This is a genomic window from Providencia sneebia DSM 19967 (assembly GCF_000314895.2).
Classification (GTDB): Bacteria; Pseudomonadota; Gammaproteobacteria; order Enterobacterales; family Enterobacteriaceae; genus Providencia; species Providencia sneebia.
In genome coordinates this window covers 3,631,563-3,645,863 of the sequence record NZ_CM001773.1, presented here as the reverse complement: position 1 = coordinate 3,645,863, position 14,301 = coordinate 3,631,563, and the positions used below count along the sequence as shown (strand labels likewise).

The window sequence follows — 14,301 nt, the reverse complement described above, 5'->3', positions numbered from 1 at the left end:
GTGATTAAAGTTTATGCGCCCGCTTCAATAGGTAATGTTAGTGTCGGGTTTGATGTGTTAGGGGCAGCAGTATCGCCAGTAGATGGAACACTATTAGGTGATTGTGTCACAGTTGAAGCAGCTGATAGCTTTTCGTTGACAAATCAAGGGCGTTTTGTTTCCAAATTACCGAAAAAGCCTGAGCAAAATATTGTTTACCAATGCTGGGAACTCTTTTGTGAGAGATTAGGTAAACCATTAAATGTGGCAATGGTACTTGAAAAAAATATGCCGATTGGCTCAGGATTAGGGTCAAGTGCATGTTCTGTTGTCGCAGCATTAGTGGCATTAAATGAATTTGCGAGTAAACCTTTCGATGAAAATACCTTGCTGGGTATGATGGGTGAACTTGAAGGCCGCATTTCGGGTAGTGTGCATTATGATAATGTGGCTCCTTGTTATTTGGGGGGATTACAGCTCATTATTGAGCAGAATGGCATTATTTCTCAGCAAGTTCCAGCGTTTGATAATTGGTATTGGGTAATGGCGTATCCGGGGATCAAAGTATCAACCGCAGAAGCGAGAGCTATTTTACCTGATAGCTATCCACGTCGTGATATTGTCAGTCATGGGCGCTATCTTGCTGGATTTATTCATGCATGTCATACCGGACAGCCTGATTTGGCAGTAAAAATGATCCAAGATGTTGTGGCTGAACCTTATCGCACGCAGCTGCTACCAGGCTTTGCACAAGCGAGAAAAAATGCGAATGAAATTGGTGCGCTTGCTTGTGGTATTTCAGGTTCAGGACCTACATTATTCGCCATTTGTGACGATAAACAGATTGCAGAGAAAATGGCTGATTACTTACAACAACATTATATTCAGAATGATGAAGGCTTTGTGCATATCTGCCGTTTGGATCTCGCAGGGGCAAGGACAATAGGGTAAAGAATGAAATTATATAATTTAAAAGACAATAGCGAGCAAGTGAGTTTTTCTCAAGCTGTTAAACAGGGATTAGGTAAGCAACAAGGGCTGTTCTTTCCTCAAGATCTACCCGAATTCAGTCAGGCAGAAATTGATGAGTTATTGAAGCTGGATTTTGTAACGCGTAGTAGCCGTATTTTAACGGCATTTATCGGCGATGAGATCCCTGAAGCTGAATTGGCCGCGAGAGTCAAAGCGGCATTTGCCTTCCCAGCACCAGTAACACCCGTTGAAGCAGATGTTGCAACACTAGAACTATATCATGGGCCAACATTGGCATTTAAAGATTTTGGTGGGCGCTTTATGGCGCAAGCATTGGCACAAGTTGCAGGTGAACAGCCAGTGACTATTTTGACTGCAACATCCGGTGATACTGGCGCAGCAGTTGCTCATGCTTTTTACCGTTTAAATAACGTACAAGTTGTTATTCTTTACCCAGAAGGCAAAATTAGCCCGCTACAAGAAAAATTATTCTGCACTTTAGGTGAGAATATTCATACAGTAGCAATTAAAGATGATTTTGATGCTTGTCAATCTCTTGTAAAACAAGCGTTTGATGATGAAGAGCTAAAAAAAGCATTACATTTAAACTCTGCAAACTCCATCAATATTAGCCGTTTATTAGCACAAATTTGTTATTACTTTGAAGCGGTAGCGCAAATTCCAGCTGAAAAACGCGATCAATTGGTCATCTCTGTTCCTAGCGGTAACTTTGGTGATTTAACGGCGGGATTGCTTGCAAAAGCAATGGGCTTGCCTGTTAAGCGTTTTATTGCAGCAACCAACGTAAATGATACTGTTCCTCGTTTCCTTGAAGAAGGTGAGTGGAAACCTCATCAAACAGTGGCGACCTTGTCGAATGCGATGGATGTTAGTCAGCCGAACAACTGGCCGAGAATTGAAGAACTCTTCCGTCGTAAAGGTTGGTCATTAAGTGAGCTTGGTCATGGTGTTGTTAATGATGACGTAACGAAGGAAACGGTAAAAGAGCTTGATAAAAAAGGTTACGTATCTGAGCCACATGCTGCGGTTGCTTATCGTATTTTGCGTGATCAACTACAAGATGGCGAGTATGGCTTATTTTTAGGTACAGCACATCCTGCGAAATTCAAAGAGAGTGTGGAAGCTATTTTAGGTAAACAATTACCTTTACCAGCTGAGTTAGCAGAAAGAGCTGATTTACCATTGTTGTCACATTTCTTGCCAGCAGATTTTGCCCAATTGAGAACATTTTTAATGGAACGTACCGTTAAATAAATGTTTAAGTAACAAAAAACGGAAGCATTACGCTTCCGTTGAGGTTGTTGACAAAGCGGGATAAAAGCGTGGTTTTTCCCGCTTTGTGTTATCAGTCGAAAATCAATGTATTGATTTTCCTTGCTTATTTTCAAAACCTATATGACTTGCCGCCAAACATAATATGTTTGTCAGCAGTCTGAACGGAAGCATTACGCTTCCGTTTTTTTATGTGGAGAAATAATCGATTAAATATCGCCTTCCAAAATTAACTCAATAACTTTTAATTCAGCTTGTGAGAAATGGCGGTTATTGATAATACCTAATGCATCATCAATTTGGCTGATCCGACTTGCACCAATCAATAAAGAGGTGACTCTATCATGGCGTAATAGCCATGATAATGCCATTTGACTTAGTTTTTGTCCTCGGCTAGAGGCTAAATCATTAAGTTTTTTCACTTTTGCCATCACCGCAGAAGTGAGTCTTTCTGGCGGTAGTGAAGGATTTCCGGCCGCTCTTGAATCCGCAGGAATACCTTGAAGATAACGGTCAGTCAGTATTCCGCCTGCCAGTGGTGAATAAGCAATGACACCAACACCTTCATCATCAAGCACATCGAATAACTCTGTTTCCGGATCTCTCACGAGCATTGAGTAACGCGGCTGATGTATCAAACAAGGTGTTCCAAGCTGTTTTAGAATATCAATGGCATCTTTGGCAAGATCAGCAGGGTAGTTGGAAATACCAACATATAATGCTTTACCTTGGCGAACAATTAAATCAAGTGCGCCCATTGTTTCTTCAAGCGGCGTATTTGGATCAGGGCGATGATGATAAAAAATATCAACATAATCAAGATTCAACCTTTTTAGGCTTTGGTTGAGACTGGCGACTAAATATTTTTTACTTCCCCAATCGCCGTATGGGCCATCCCACATTGTAAAACCCGCCTTAGTGGATATGATCATCTCATCCCGATAAGGCAAAAAGTCCTGTTGAAGTATTCGACCAAATTGGCTTTCTGCGCTGCCCGGTGGTGGACCATAATTATTCGCAAGGTCAAAATGCGTGATCCCATGATCAAATGCATGTCGTAGCATTGCTTGGCAATTATCTTGTCGACTATTGTCCCCAAAATTGTGCCAAAGACCTAAAGAGATCAGAGGGAGTCTTAATCCACTACGACCACAAAGTCGGTATTCCATATTTGCATAACGCTGCGTATTTGCGACGTAAGGCATACTTCACCTCCAATTATTGGCAGAAAACCTAAATGATATTGGCATAAATATAAAAGTCGCTCTGAGGAAACAATGCTAATTTTTGTGGAAGGTAAACATTTTTTTGCAGATATGTGATAGGGAATGAAAAATAATCAATATGATTTAACATTTTGATTAGATGGATTAATTTAATATTTTCATCCATCTAATCAATATAAATAAGATTATTAATGCTGTTCTGGGCGAGTAAAGATGAGTTCATTAGCTTTAGATTGGCGCTCATCAAACTGATACCCTTCAAGATTAAAGTCAGCTAATTGATCTGTTTTTGTTAATTTATTTTGGATAATAAAACGGCTCATTAGACCGCGCGCTTTTTTAGCATAGAAACTAATAACTTTATATTTGCCATTTTTCTCATCAAGGAAAACAGGTTTAATTATCTCACCATCTAATTTTGATGTATTGACGGATTTAAAATATTCATCGGAAGCAAGATTAATAAGAATAGAGTCACCTTGAGCGGCGAGTGCACTATTGAGTTGGTCTGTAATGATATTTCCCCAAAACTCATAGAGATCTTTGCCTTTTGGATTTTTTAAACGAGTCCCCATTTCAAGGCGATAAGGTTGCATTAAATCAAGCGGGCGTAATAGGCCATAAAGCCCAGAAAGAATACGCAGATGTTGCTGTGCAAATGCAAAGTCTTGCTCAGAAAATGTTTCAGCTTGCATGCCGGTATACACATCACCTTTAAAGGCCAAAATAGCTTGTCGAGCATTGTCGAGTGTGAAATTAGGCTGCCATTCACCAAAGCGAGCGGCATTTAATCCTGCGAGTTTATCACTGATTTTCATTAAACTTGCGATATCGGCAGGGGTAAGTTTACGGCAAACATTAATAAGTTGTTGAGATTCATTGAGTAATGCGGGTTGCGTGAATGTTTGTGTCGCTAGTGGACTTTCATAATCGAGTGTTTTAGCAGGTGATATAGTGATAAGCATGACAGAACCTCTATAAAAAATGACTCATAACACTTTAGCAAAAATTGCGATGAAATAGCGAATTGATGCAATAAGAAAAAACAATTTCTTTATTTTGCCGCAATGTGATTATGGTATTTTGAAGCTAAAAGGGTTCAGTTTTTAATTAAAAATGAAAAAATGCTTTATATCAATTGATTATGTTTGAATGAATATAGCTACTTGCAGCAACTGGGATGCATGATATTATCATTACACGGTGCGGCGTTTGCCTCAATTCCTTTATAACAACGAGATTAAAGAAATGACCGATAAATTAACTTCCTTACGTAGTCTGACCACCGTTGTTGCCGATACTGGTGACATCGCAGCGATGAAGCTTTACAAACCACAAGACGCGACAACCAACCCTTCTTTAATTCTAAATGCTGCTCAGATCCCTGAATACCGCAAATTAATTGATGAAGCTGTTGAATGGGCGCGTAAGCAAAGCAGCAACCGCGAACAACAAATCATTGATGCTTGCGATAAACTTGCAGTTAATATCGGTTTGGAAATTCTAAAATTGGTTCCTGGCCGTGTTTCTACTGAAGTTGATGCACGTTTGTCTTACGACGAAGAAGCTTGTATTGCGAAAGCACGCCGACTGATCAAACTTTATAACGAAGCAGGTATTAGTAATGATCGTATTTTGATCAAGCTAGCTTCAACTTGGCAGGGCATCCGCGCTGCGGAAAAACTGGAAAAAGAAGGTATCAACTGTAACTTAACATTACTGTTCTCCTTTGCTCAAGCTCGTGCTTGTGCTGAAGCAGGTGTTTTCCTGATTTCTCCATTTGTTGGTCGTATTCTTGACTGGTATAAAGCGAATACTGATAAGAAAGAATATGCACCACAAGAAGATCCAGGTGTGGTTTCAGTTACTGAAATCTACGATTATTACAAATCTCATGGCTACAAAACTGTCGTGATGGGCGCAAGCTTCCGTAATGTCGGTGAAATTTTAGAACTCGCTGGCTGTGATCGTTTGACTATTGCTCCTGCATTGCTGAAAGAGCTGTCTGAATCTCAAGGTGAAGTTGTTCGTAAACTTGTTGATGCAGGTAAGACTAAAGAGCCAGAAGCTAAATTAACTGAATCTCAGTTCTATTGGCAGCATAACCAAGACCCAATGGCTGTTGATAAACTCGCTGAAGGTATCCGTAAATTTGCAATCGACCAAGAAAAATTGGAAAAAATGATTGCAGACCTGCTGTAGTCATAACTTGTTATTAAGTAGCCTATTTTATTCATCGTATTTGCATTGATAAGTATGAATATCCCGTAGAGAAAATGCTACGGGATATTTTTAGACTAGAACGGTGTGACTGTATTTGATTTGCAGCACGCTCCGTATAGGCATGAATATTTGTTTTAGTTATTTGGTTTTAGTGCTCGAGGACTGAGTTTTGTTAATTGTTGGTATGCAGTTTCTTCAACCCCAAAATACGTATATCCTAATTGCAGATTGCGGTGATTCGTTTCAATTTTTATTCCATATTTTTTAGCAACAGATCTCGGGGATTCGCCATTAGCGACACGTTTACCTGCTGGTCCTTCGATAGCTTTCATCATGAGCTGCTTGAAAGCTTCACTGTTTTCACATATTCCATGCTCTTTAGCGATAATGTCACAAGATTTACCTTTGAGTGCACGTTCACCTGCTTGTCCCTCGACCGACTTCATCATGAGCTGCTTGAAAGCTGATGAATTCCTATTTATTCCTGCTTTTTTAGCAAGGGTTATGCAATTTTCACCATTATACGCACGTGCTCCTAGATGACCTTTAACTGCTGTATTAAGAAGTTCGTTATAGGCTGGTTCCTCAGTTTTTATTCCATATTTATTTGCGATATTTTTAGGATAAGCACCGTCAATTATCTGTTTATTCAGATATTGTTTAGTGAAACACATTGTAACTTCTTCAAGATACCTTTTCTCAATCTCACTATAAGGACAGTCATGAACATATTTGGCAGCAAATTTAAGATTCTCAGATTCCTTTTTAGTGTGCTCAGATAAAGCATGCTGAAAATCCGTACCATTTTGTAGCATTTTTAATATATCAGTTACGCTGTCTGATGTTACTAATGCTCTAAATTCTTTAGAGCCAAAATATATACCATGTTCCAAAGAGAATTCTGAAAGGTATTCACCGTTTTTGATACGTTTTGATGCAATGTAAGTTGCCAACTCAGGGTTCTGTGATAACGTTAATTTTTGAGCTAATAACTGCTGTTTATTCTTGGGGAAAGAGCATTGGTTAAATAGTTTTACTAAATCATCAATATTTTGTTCTGCGATTTTTTTTTCTTCACCTAAAAATTTTACTTTAGGAATTGTTTTGTCTAATGCGAGTTCAAAAAGCGATGGAATGGAGTTTGTTGTCTTAGTCTGATTAACCTTTTTGGGATTAGATACTCTAGTGATATATTTTGCTATTTCTGAAATAACTTTTTGGTGCTTTTTATCATTTAAAGGTTGAGCTGAAACTAATTCTCTTTGGATTGTTGTAAACTGCGGCATTATTTATAAACCTTTGTAGTCATTAAAGTGGATAAAATAATATTTTTGTATTTATCTTATTGTGAAATTAAATATTTAATAATTTATTGGCTAGTTAAAAACCTATTTATCTAAAATTGGTAGGTATATTATTATTTAATTCTTTAAAGTTTGATATATAGTTAATTGATTTTTCATGTTTTTTCATGTTTTTTTCTTTTTTCATGCATGTTGTGATATGGCATCAGAAAAAGATAAAAAAATTATTTAATGAACTAATATCTTAAGGTGTTATCTTGACCTGAAAGCGAAAGTCTCATGGTATAATAATGATAAAATTGATGGTTAGGGTTTGTGGTATATTAGTATAAATCATACTTTTTATTGTTTACTGATTGAGGTTTATATGGATGAGTTGCGCATAGGTTTAGTTTCAGTTTCTGATCGTGCTTCAAATGGAATTTATGAAGATAAAGGAATTCCCTCTTTAGAAGCGTGGCTGAAAAAAACGTTAACTACGCCTTTTCGCATTGAAACACGCTTAATTCCAGATGAGCAAATCATGATAGAACAAACATTATGTGAGCTGGTGGATGAACGCGCTTGCCATTTGGTATTAACGACCGGTGGAACTGGACCGGCACGTCGCGATGTGACTCCTGATGCAACTTTGGCAATTGCTGATCGTGAAATGCCAGGATTCGGTGAACAAATGCGTCAAATTAGTTTGCAGTTTGTCCCAACTGCAATTCTTTCTCGCCAAGTAGGCGCTATTCGTCACCAAGCATTAATTTTGAATTTGCCCGGTCAACCAAAGGCAATAGCAGAGACACTGGAAGGTTTAAAAGATAAAGAAGGCAATGTGATTGTGTCGGGTAYTTTTGCCAGTGTGCCGTATTGCATTCAATTACTTGAAGGGCCTTATGTTGAAACTGATCCTGCTGTGGTGAAAGCATTTAGGCCAAAATCAGCAATTCGTTCTTAGCGATTATATTGATTGATTTAAATATAAAAGAGATTGAGTGGCGTGATGCAAGAAGTGAATGATATCGTTATTGACAAATAGCCGCCATTTTCGCTAAATCAGGTGAGAATCCTCACCTGATAGCATCACTAGGGCAGTGAGGAATTAATGGCGCTGACCAATTGGTAAAACTGTTTTACCGTATTGTTCATTGAGAACTTCAGCCATTGCTAAATAGAAAGCACTTGCTCCGCAAATGATCCCTTCAAATCCAGCAATAGTTAAAATGGTTGAGTTGCCTGTTAGATTACCAATTGTCAGTAAAGCAAATAGGACTGTTAAACTACCAAAAATAAATTGAAGAACAAAATTTGCTCTGAATGTACCTAAGAACATAAAGAACGTGAAAATACCCCAAATAAGCAAGTAGATTCCAAGGAAAGCAGGATCGGTTGCTTCAGCAAGTCCCATTGTTGGTAGGAATAAGATACCAACTAATGTAAGCCAAAACATACCATATGAGCAAAATGCAGTTGCGCCAAATGTATTCCCTTTCTTATATTCAATAAGCCCAGCGATCACCTGAGCAATACCACCATAAAAAATTCCCATACTTAAAATTACAGATGAGAGAGGGAAAAAGCCTGCATTATGGATATTTAGCAGAATTGTTGTCATACCAAAGCCCAATAAACCTAATGGGCCTGGATTAGCAATAGAGCTGGATTGCATATAACCTCTGGTGAAAATGATTAAAATTCAAATAGATATAAAAAAGTAAAATCACCAAACTTCAGTTGGCGGCGAATCATACGCAGTTTTTACTGCCGAAACAATGATCGAACGACACGTTTTTTTATAAAAATATGAAAAAATATTTAAATATCCCCTTGATGAATCAATTTATGCCCCCATTAATAAAGCATAGCTCGTTATCAATCGAAATTATCGGGAAATAAAAAAATTGCATTTTGCAGTAAAAGCTCACTTGAAAACGAGTTATTAAGCCTTATATAAATTGATAACGAAATTGAATAAAAGAATTCCTTTGGAGGCGTTTTAGATGGGTAAAATTATTGGGATCGACTTGGGTACAACTAACTCATGCGTTGCAATTATGGATGGCACTAATGCGCGCGTTCTTGAGAACGGCGAAGGTGATCGCACAACTCCTTCCATCATTGCATATACACAAGATGGGGAGACGTTAGTTGGACAACCTGCAAAACGTCAGGCTGTGACTAACCCTGAAAATACATTATTTGCGATCAAACGTTTGATTGGTCGCCGCTTCGAAGATGAAGAAGTTCAACGTGACGTTGCTATCATGCCGTATAAAATTATTGCGGCTGATAACGGTGACGCATGGTTGGATGTAAAAGGCCAAAAAATGGCTCCACCACAAGTTTCAGCTGAAGTTCTGAAAAAAATGAAGAAAACAGCTGAAGATTATTTAGGTGAGCCAGTAACTGAAGCTGTTATTACAGTTCCTGCTTATTTTAATGATGCTCAACGTCAAGCAACTAAAGATGCTGGTCGTATTGCTGGTTTGGATGTAAAACGTATCATCAACGAACCAACAGCTGCGGCATTAGCTTATGGTCTAGACAAAGAAATCGGTAACCGTACCGTTGCAGTTTATGACTTAGGTGGTGGTACATTTGACTTATCAATTATTGAAATTGATGAAGTAGATGGCGAAAAAACGTATGAAGTTTTAGCGACTAATGGTGATACTCACTTAGGTGGTGAAGACTTTGATAACCGTTTGATTAACTATTTAGTTGAAGAATTTAAGAAAGAACAAGGTTTTGACCTGCGTAATGACCCGCTGGCAATGCAACGTTTGAAAGAAGCTGCTGAGAAAGCAAAAATTGAACTTTCTTCTGCTCAACAAACAGATGTAAACCTGCCATATATTACTGCGGATGCATCAGGTCCTAAACATATGAATATCAAAGTGACTCGTGCAAAACTTGAGTCACTGGTAGAAGATTTAGTTAAACGTACCATGGAGCCTGTTAAAGTTGCTCTGCAAGATGCTGGCCTGAGCGTAAGTGACATCGATGATGTTATCTTGGTTGGTGGTCAAATTCGTATGCCAATGGTACAAAAAGCCGTTGCTGATTTCTTCGGTAAAGAACCTCGTAAAGATGTTAACCCAGATGAAGCAGTTGCAATTGGTGCAGCAGTACAAGGTGGTGTTTTAGCCGGTGATGTTAAAGACGTTCTGTTACTTGATGTAACGCCACTGTCTTTAGGTATCGAAACTATGGGTGGTGTGATGACTCCGTTAATCGCGAAGAACACCACTATCCCAACTAAACACAGCCAAGTATTCTCAACTGCTGAAGATAACCAAGCTGCGGTCACTATTCATGTTCTGCAAGGTGAACGTAAACGCGCAAGTGATAACAAATCACTGGGTCAATTTAATTTAGATGGTATTCAACCTGCACCACGCGGTTTACCACAAATTGAAGTAACTTTTGATATCGATGCGGATGGTATCTTGCACGTATCAGCTAAAGATAAAAATAGCGGTCGTGAACAAAATATTACCATTAAAGCTTCTTCTGGCTTGAATGAGCAAGAAATTGAAAAAATGGTACGTGATGCAGAAGCAAACGCAGAAGCTGACCGTAAGTTTGAAGAGCTAGTACAAGCTCGTAACCAAGCTGACCAATTAGTTCACGGTACTCGTAAACAAATCGAAGAAGCAGGTGAGAAATTAGCCGCGGATGATAAAGCTAATATCGAAAAAGCGATATCTGAGCTGGAAGCTGCAAGTAAAGGTGAAGATAAAGCTGATATCGAAGCTAAGATCCAAGCACTTGTTACTGCTTCTGCAAAATTGATGGAAATTGCTCAGCAACAAGCACAAGCGGGTGCTGCAGGCGCTGAAGCAAATACCAATAAAGCAGCTGATGATGTTGTTGATGCCGAGTTCGAAGAAGTTAACGATAAAGACAAAAAATAATGCCCTTAGCGGGCACAGTAACCTAACAAATAGTTGTTAATGGTTATTGATACCGAACACGGGCGTCGAGGAAACTCTACGCCCGTGTTGTCGTCATGTTAAGAGTAAAATAAATGGCTAAAAGAGATTTTTACGAGGTATTAGGCCTCCAAAAAAACGCGACTGACCAAGATATCAAACGCGCATATAAACGATTGGCAATGAAGCACCATCCTGACCGTAATCAGGGCGACAAAGAACAATCAGAAATTAAGTTTAAAGAAATTAAAGAAGCTTACGAAGTCCTTTCTGATGACCAAAAGCGTGCTGCTTATGACCAATATGGTCATGCTGCTTTTGAACAAGGCGGTGGTGGTTTCGGTGGTGGCTTTGGCGGCGGTGCTGACTTTAGTGATATCTTTGGTGACGTTTTCGGTGATATTTTTGGCGGTGGACGCAGACAGCAGCGCCCGAGCCGTGGTTCCGACCTACAATACAACATGGACTTGACTCTGGAAGAGGCTGTTCGTGGCGTGACCAAAGAGATCCGCATTCCAACATTAGAGGAGTGTGATTCCTGTCACGGAAGTGGCGCTAAGCCGGGAACAAGTGCAGATACTTGCTCTACCTGTCATGGTATGGGCCAAGTGCATATGCGCCAAGGCTTTTTCTCTGTACAGCAACCTTGTCCTACTTGCCATGGCGCGGGTAAAATTATTAAAGATCCATGTAACAAATGCCATGGACAGGGTCGTGTTGAGCGTTATAAAACATTGTCAGTTAAAATTCCAGCAGGCGTTGATACTGGCGATCGCATTCGTTTATCGGGTGAAGGTGAAGCGGGTGAGCGTGGTGCTCCAGCTGGCGACTTGTTTGTTCAAGTTCATGTGTTGCCACATAATATCTTTGAACGCGATGGCAGTAATCTTCACTGTGAAGTGCCGATTAGTTTTGCGACAGCGGCTTTAGGTGGTGAGATTGAAGTACCAACACTTGATGGACGTGTGAAATTAAAAATCCCGGCAGAAACTCAAACAGGTAAAGTTTTCCGCATGAAAGGTAAAGGCGTGAAATCTGTTCGAGGTGGCTTACAAGGTGATTTAATGTGCCATACTGTCGTTGAAACACCAGTGAAACTCAATGAGAAGCAAAAAGACTTACTCAAACAATTTGGCGAATCACTTGGTGGAAAGAGCGGAGAGAAAAATAGTCCGCGCTCAAAAAGTTTCTTTGATGGCGTGAAGAAATTCTTTGATGACCTAACTAACAAATAATAATCAGAAAATATCCACATCTGAAGTGACCCCCAATAGTTGGACAACCAATTAGTGGGGGTCTTTTTTTGCCTTCAACAAAAGAGTATTTTCTGCAAATAGAACTTCAGAAACCATAATTAAAATAGTTAAACAGGTATATAAGTTTTATCCCTCAGCATTTATTTCCTTATGACCATCATATCCATGATTCGATCTAAACACCGCTAGGTTCAAATGGATGTATGATTTTTTGAGTAATAATCAGTTCGTACCAAATAAAAAACCAGCAAATTGCTGGCTTTTTGTCTAACTCTAATTTGTTATATTAGGCGTCAGTAGCTTCATTAGTATTTTCAATGTTTGCCATCTTGGCTTGATTTTCTTGATTAAATTTTCTGTTCCTATAGCTTTGCCCTTGGTTATATACCCATACATTTATAGATTTTGCTGACCATCTTGGACTGTTTCCATGACCTAACCAAACTGTTGGTTCAGGAAATGGAGTTTGTCCTGGAATATCATTGCGTCTGATTCTATTCAAGGTTGATTTACTAGTACCTAATTTTTCACAGAGATCTTTGATCCCTAATAGGATGTCATTGGCGATATCAAAACTCATACATTTCTCCGTATTTATTTTCCATAACTATGATTCTACCTGAATACCGCTAGGTTCAAATAGATGCCAGTGTGATTTTTTTGGTAATAATCGGTTTGTACCAAAATAAAAAAACAGCAAATTGCTGGCGATTAACTTATTCATTTTCAAATTTAACGATTATTTAGCATTTTATTTGGCATTAATGAATACAAACACTAACGGCTCGTTATTTTCGATTTATATCCCATAAATAAACTACTTTTTACGAATAAATGATTAGCATAATATTAACACCCTGTATATTTCGAGGTGAATTAAATGACAGCAATTATTCGTAAATTTCTAAAACTGGAAGCATCTGGCGGGATGCTGATTATTATTGCTGCCATAATGGCACTTATTATGGCGAACTCGCCATTGCATCCGTTTTATCAGCAATTTTTAGATATTCCAATCTCCGTCAAAATCTCTGCCTTAGAGTTAGATAAGCCATTAATTTTATGGATAAATGACTTTCTGATGGCTATTTTTTTTCTTGTGGTTGGTCTTGAGGTAAAACGTGAACTGTTGGAAGGCTCATTAGCTGGAAGAGATAAAGCAATTTTCCCAGCAATTGCAGCATTAGGAGGAATGTTATTCCCTGCTTTGATTTATCTGCTATTTAATGCATCTGATGAAATCACTCGCCAAGGTTGGGCAATTCCTGCTGCTACCGATATTGCTTTTGCATTGGGTGTAATGGCGTTATTAGGGAAAAGAGTACCAACAGAATTAAAAGTATTTTTGCTGGCGCTAGCGATTATTGATGACCTTGGTGTGATTGTTATTATCGCTTTTTTTTACACAAGTTCTGTTTCTTTTTTAGCATTAGGTCTAGCTGCTCTGAGTATTATCACGCTGTGTTTCATGAACTGGCGACGTGTTGAAAATACAGCGGCTTATCTGGTTGTTGGGCTTATTCTTTGGGTTTGTATTCTTAAATCAGGCGTTCATGCCACGCTTGCTGGCGTTATTGTCGGCTTTTTAATTCCGCTAAAAGGCAGTGATGGAACAAAACCGTCGGAAGAATTAGAACATGTCTTACATCCTTGGGTCGCATATCTGATATTGCCAATATTTGCCTTTGCGAATTCAGGTGTAAAGCTTGGAGGCATCACACTTGATGGGCTAACAGGAATGTTACCGCTGGGGGTTGCGGCAGGGTTAGTGTTAGGAAAGCCGTTAGGTATTTTCTTATTCAGTTGGGGTTCGGTAAAACTAGGGTTTGCCAAATTACCTGCATCAATTAATTTGCGTCAAATATTCGCAGTTTCTGTTCTTTGTGGGATCGGTTTTACTATGTCTATTTTTATTACTGGTTTGTCCTTTGATGGATTAGATGAAAGCTATAGCACCTATTCCAGAGTGGGAATTTTACTGGGTTCAACATTATCCGCATTTTTAGGTTACTTTTTATTAAAAGCGGTATTACCGAAATTTAAACAAAAATAATGATTATCTGAATTCCAATTTTTTCAGAAATAATTAGTAAGAATTCCCGAGTTAATCGTCTATGATATGCAC

12 protein-coding genes are annotated in these 14,301 nt (G+C 38.8%); 7 read left to right on the top strand and 5 right to left on the bottom strand.

Going from position 1 to position 14,301, the window contains the following annotated elements; genetic code table 11:
- Together thrB and thrC are read left to right on the top strand one after the other, a co-directional pair.
- Entirely contained in the window at positions 1–930 is a 930-nt protein-coding gene (gene thrB / locus OO7_RS16885) for a homoserine kinase (RefSeq protein WP_008916812.1), read from the top strand.
- Positions 931–933: 3 nt separating this feature from the next.
- A complete protein-coding gene (thrC, locus tag OO7_RS15150; RefSeq protein WP_008916811.1) occupies positions 934–2,226 on the top strand; it encodes a threonine synthase in 1,293 nt (430 codons plus the stop codon).
- Between the two features lie 227 nt (positions 2,227–2,453).
- On the opposite strand, the gene OO7_RS15145 is transcribed toward thrC, so the two are convergent.
- Both OO7_RS15145 and yaaA read right to left on the bottom strand, forming a co-directional pair.
- The gene (locus OO7_RS15145) at positions 2,454–3,449 is read right to left on the bottom strand and encodes an aldo/keto reductase (RefSeq protein WP_008916810.1); all 996 of its coding nucleotides are present in this window, start codon (positions 3,447–3,449) and stop codon (positions 2,454–2,456) included.
- 209 nt (positions 3,450–3,658) lie between these two features.
- A complete protein-coding gene (gene yaaA / locus OO7_RS15140; RefSeq protein WP_008916809.1) occupies positions 3,659–4,435 on the bottom strand; it encodes a peroxide stress protein YaaA in 777 nt (258 codons plus the stop codon).
- Between the two features lie 283 nt (positions 4,436–4,718).
- Between yaaA and tal the strand changes: the two genes are divergently transcribed.
- Complete coding sequence (gene tal, locus OO7_RS15135; RefSeq protein ID WP_008916808.1) at positions 4,719–5,672, top strand: transaldolase; 954 nt, start codon at positions 4,719–4,721, stop codon at positions 5,670–5,672.
- Positions 5,673–5,827: 155 nt separating this feature from the next.
- On the opposite strand, the gene OO7_RS15130 is transcribed toward tal, so the two are convergent.
- Positions 5,828–6,979 (bottom strand): hypothetical protein, encoded by a 1,152-nt coding sequence (locus OO7_RS15130; RefSeq protein ID WP_008916807.1) that lies wholly within the window; start codon positions 6,977–6,979, stop codon positions 5,828–5,830.
- 385 nt (positions 6,980–7,364) lie between these two features.
- Between OO7_RS15130 and mog the strand changes: the two genes are divergently transcribed.
- Positions 7,365–7,943, top strand: a complete 579-nt coding sequence (gene mog, locus OO7_RS15125; protein WP_008916806.1) for a molybdopterin adenylyltransferase — start codon at positions 7,365–7,367, stop codon at positions 7,941–7,943.
- Between the two features lie 144 nt (positions 7,944–8,087).
- On the opposite strand, the gene satP is transcribed toward mog, so the two are convergent.
- Positions 8,088–8,654 carry an acetate uptake transporter gene (gene satP / locus OO7_RS15120; RefSeq protein ID WP_008916805.1) on the bottom strand — a complete coding sequence of 189 codons (567 nt, stop codon included), beginning with the start codon at positions 8,652–8,654 and terminating at the stop codon, positions 8,088–8,090.
- 331 nt (positions 8,655–8,985) lie between these two features.
- Here satP and dnaK point away from each other — a divergent pair, with 331 nt between their 5' ends.
- Both dnaK and dnaJ read left to right on the top strand, forming a co-directional pair.
- Positions 8,986–10,902, top strand: coding sequence for a molecular chaperone DnaK (gene dnaK / locus OO7_RS15115; RefSeq protein ID WP_008916804.1), 1,917 nt, complete (start codon positions 8,986–8,988; stop codon positions 10,900–10,902).
- A 113-nt stretch (positions 10,903–11,015) separates the two neighbouring features.
- Positions 11,016–12,155: a molecular chaperone DnaJ gene (gene dnaJ, locus OO7_RS15110; RefSeq protein WP_008916803.1), complete on the top strand. Its 1,140-nt coding sequence runs from the start codon at positions 11,016–11,018 to the stop codon at positions 12,153–12,155.
- A 307-nt stretch (positions 12,156–12,462) separates the two neighbouring features.
- Here dnaJ and OO7_RS15105 read toward each other — a convergent pair whose 3' ends face one another.
- On the bottom strand, positions 12,463–12,756 hold the full coding sequence (locus OO7_RS15105) for a hypothetical protein (protein ID WP_008916802.1): 294 nt from the start codon (positions 12,754–12,756) through the stop codon (positions 12,463–12,465).
- Between the two features lie 300 nt (positions 12,757–13,056).
- On the opposite strand from OO7_RS15105, the gene nhaA reads away from it, so the two are divergent.
- A complete protein-coding gene (nhaA, locus tag OO7_RS15100; protein ID WP_008916801.1) occupies positions 13,057–14,229 on the top strand; it encodes a Na+/H+ antiporter NhaA in 1,173 nt (390 codons plus the stop codon).
- Positions 14,230–14,301: the final 72 nt, after the last annotated feature.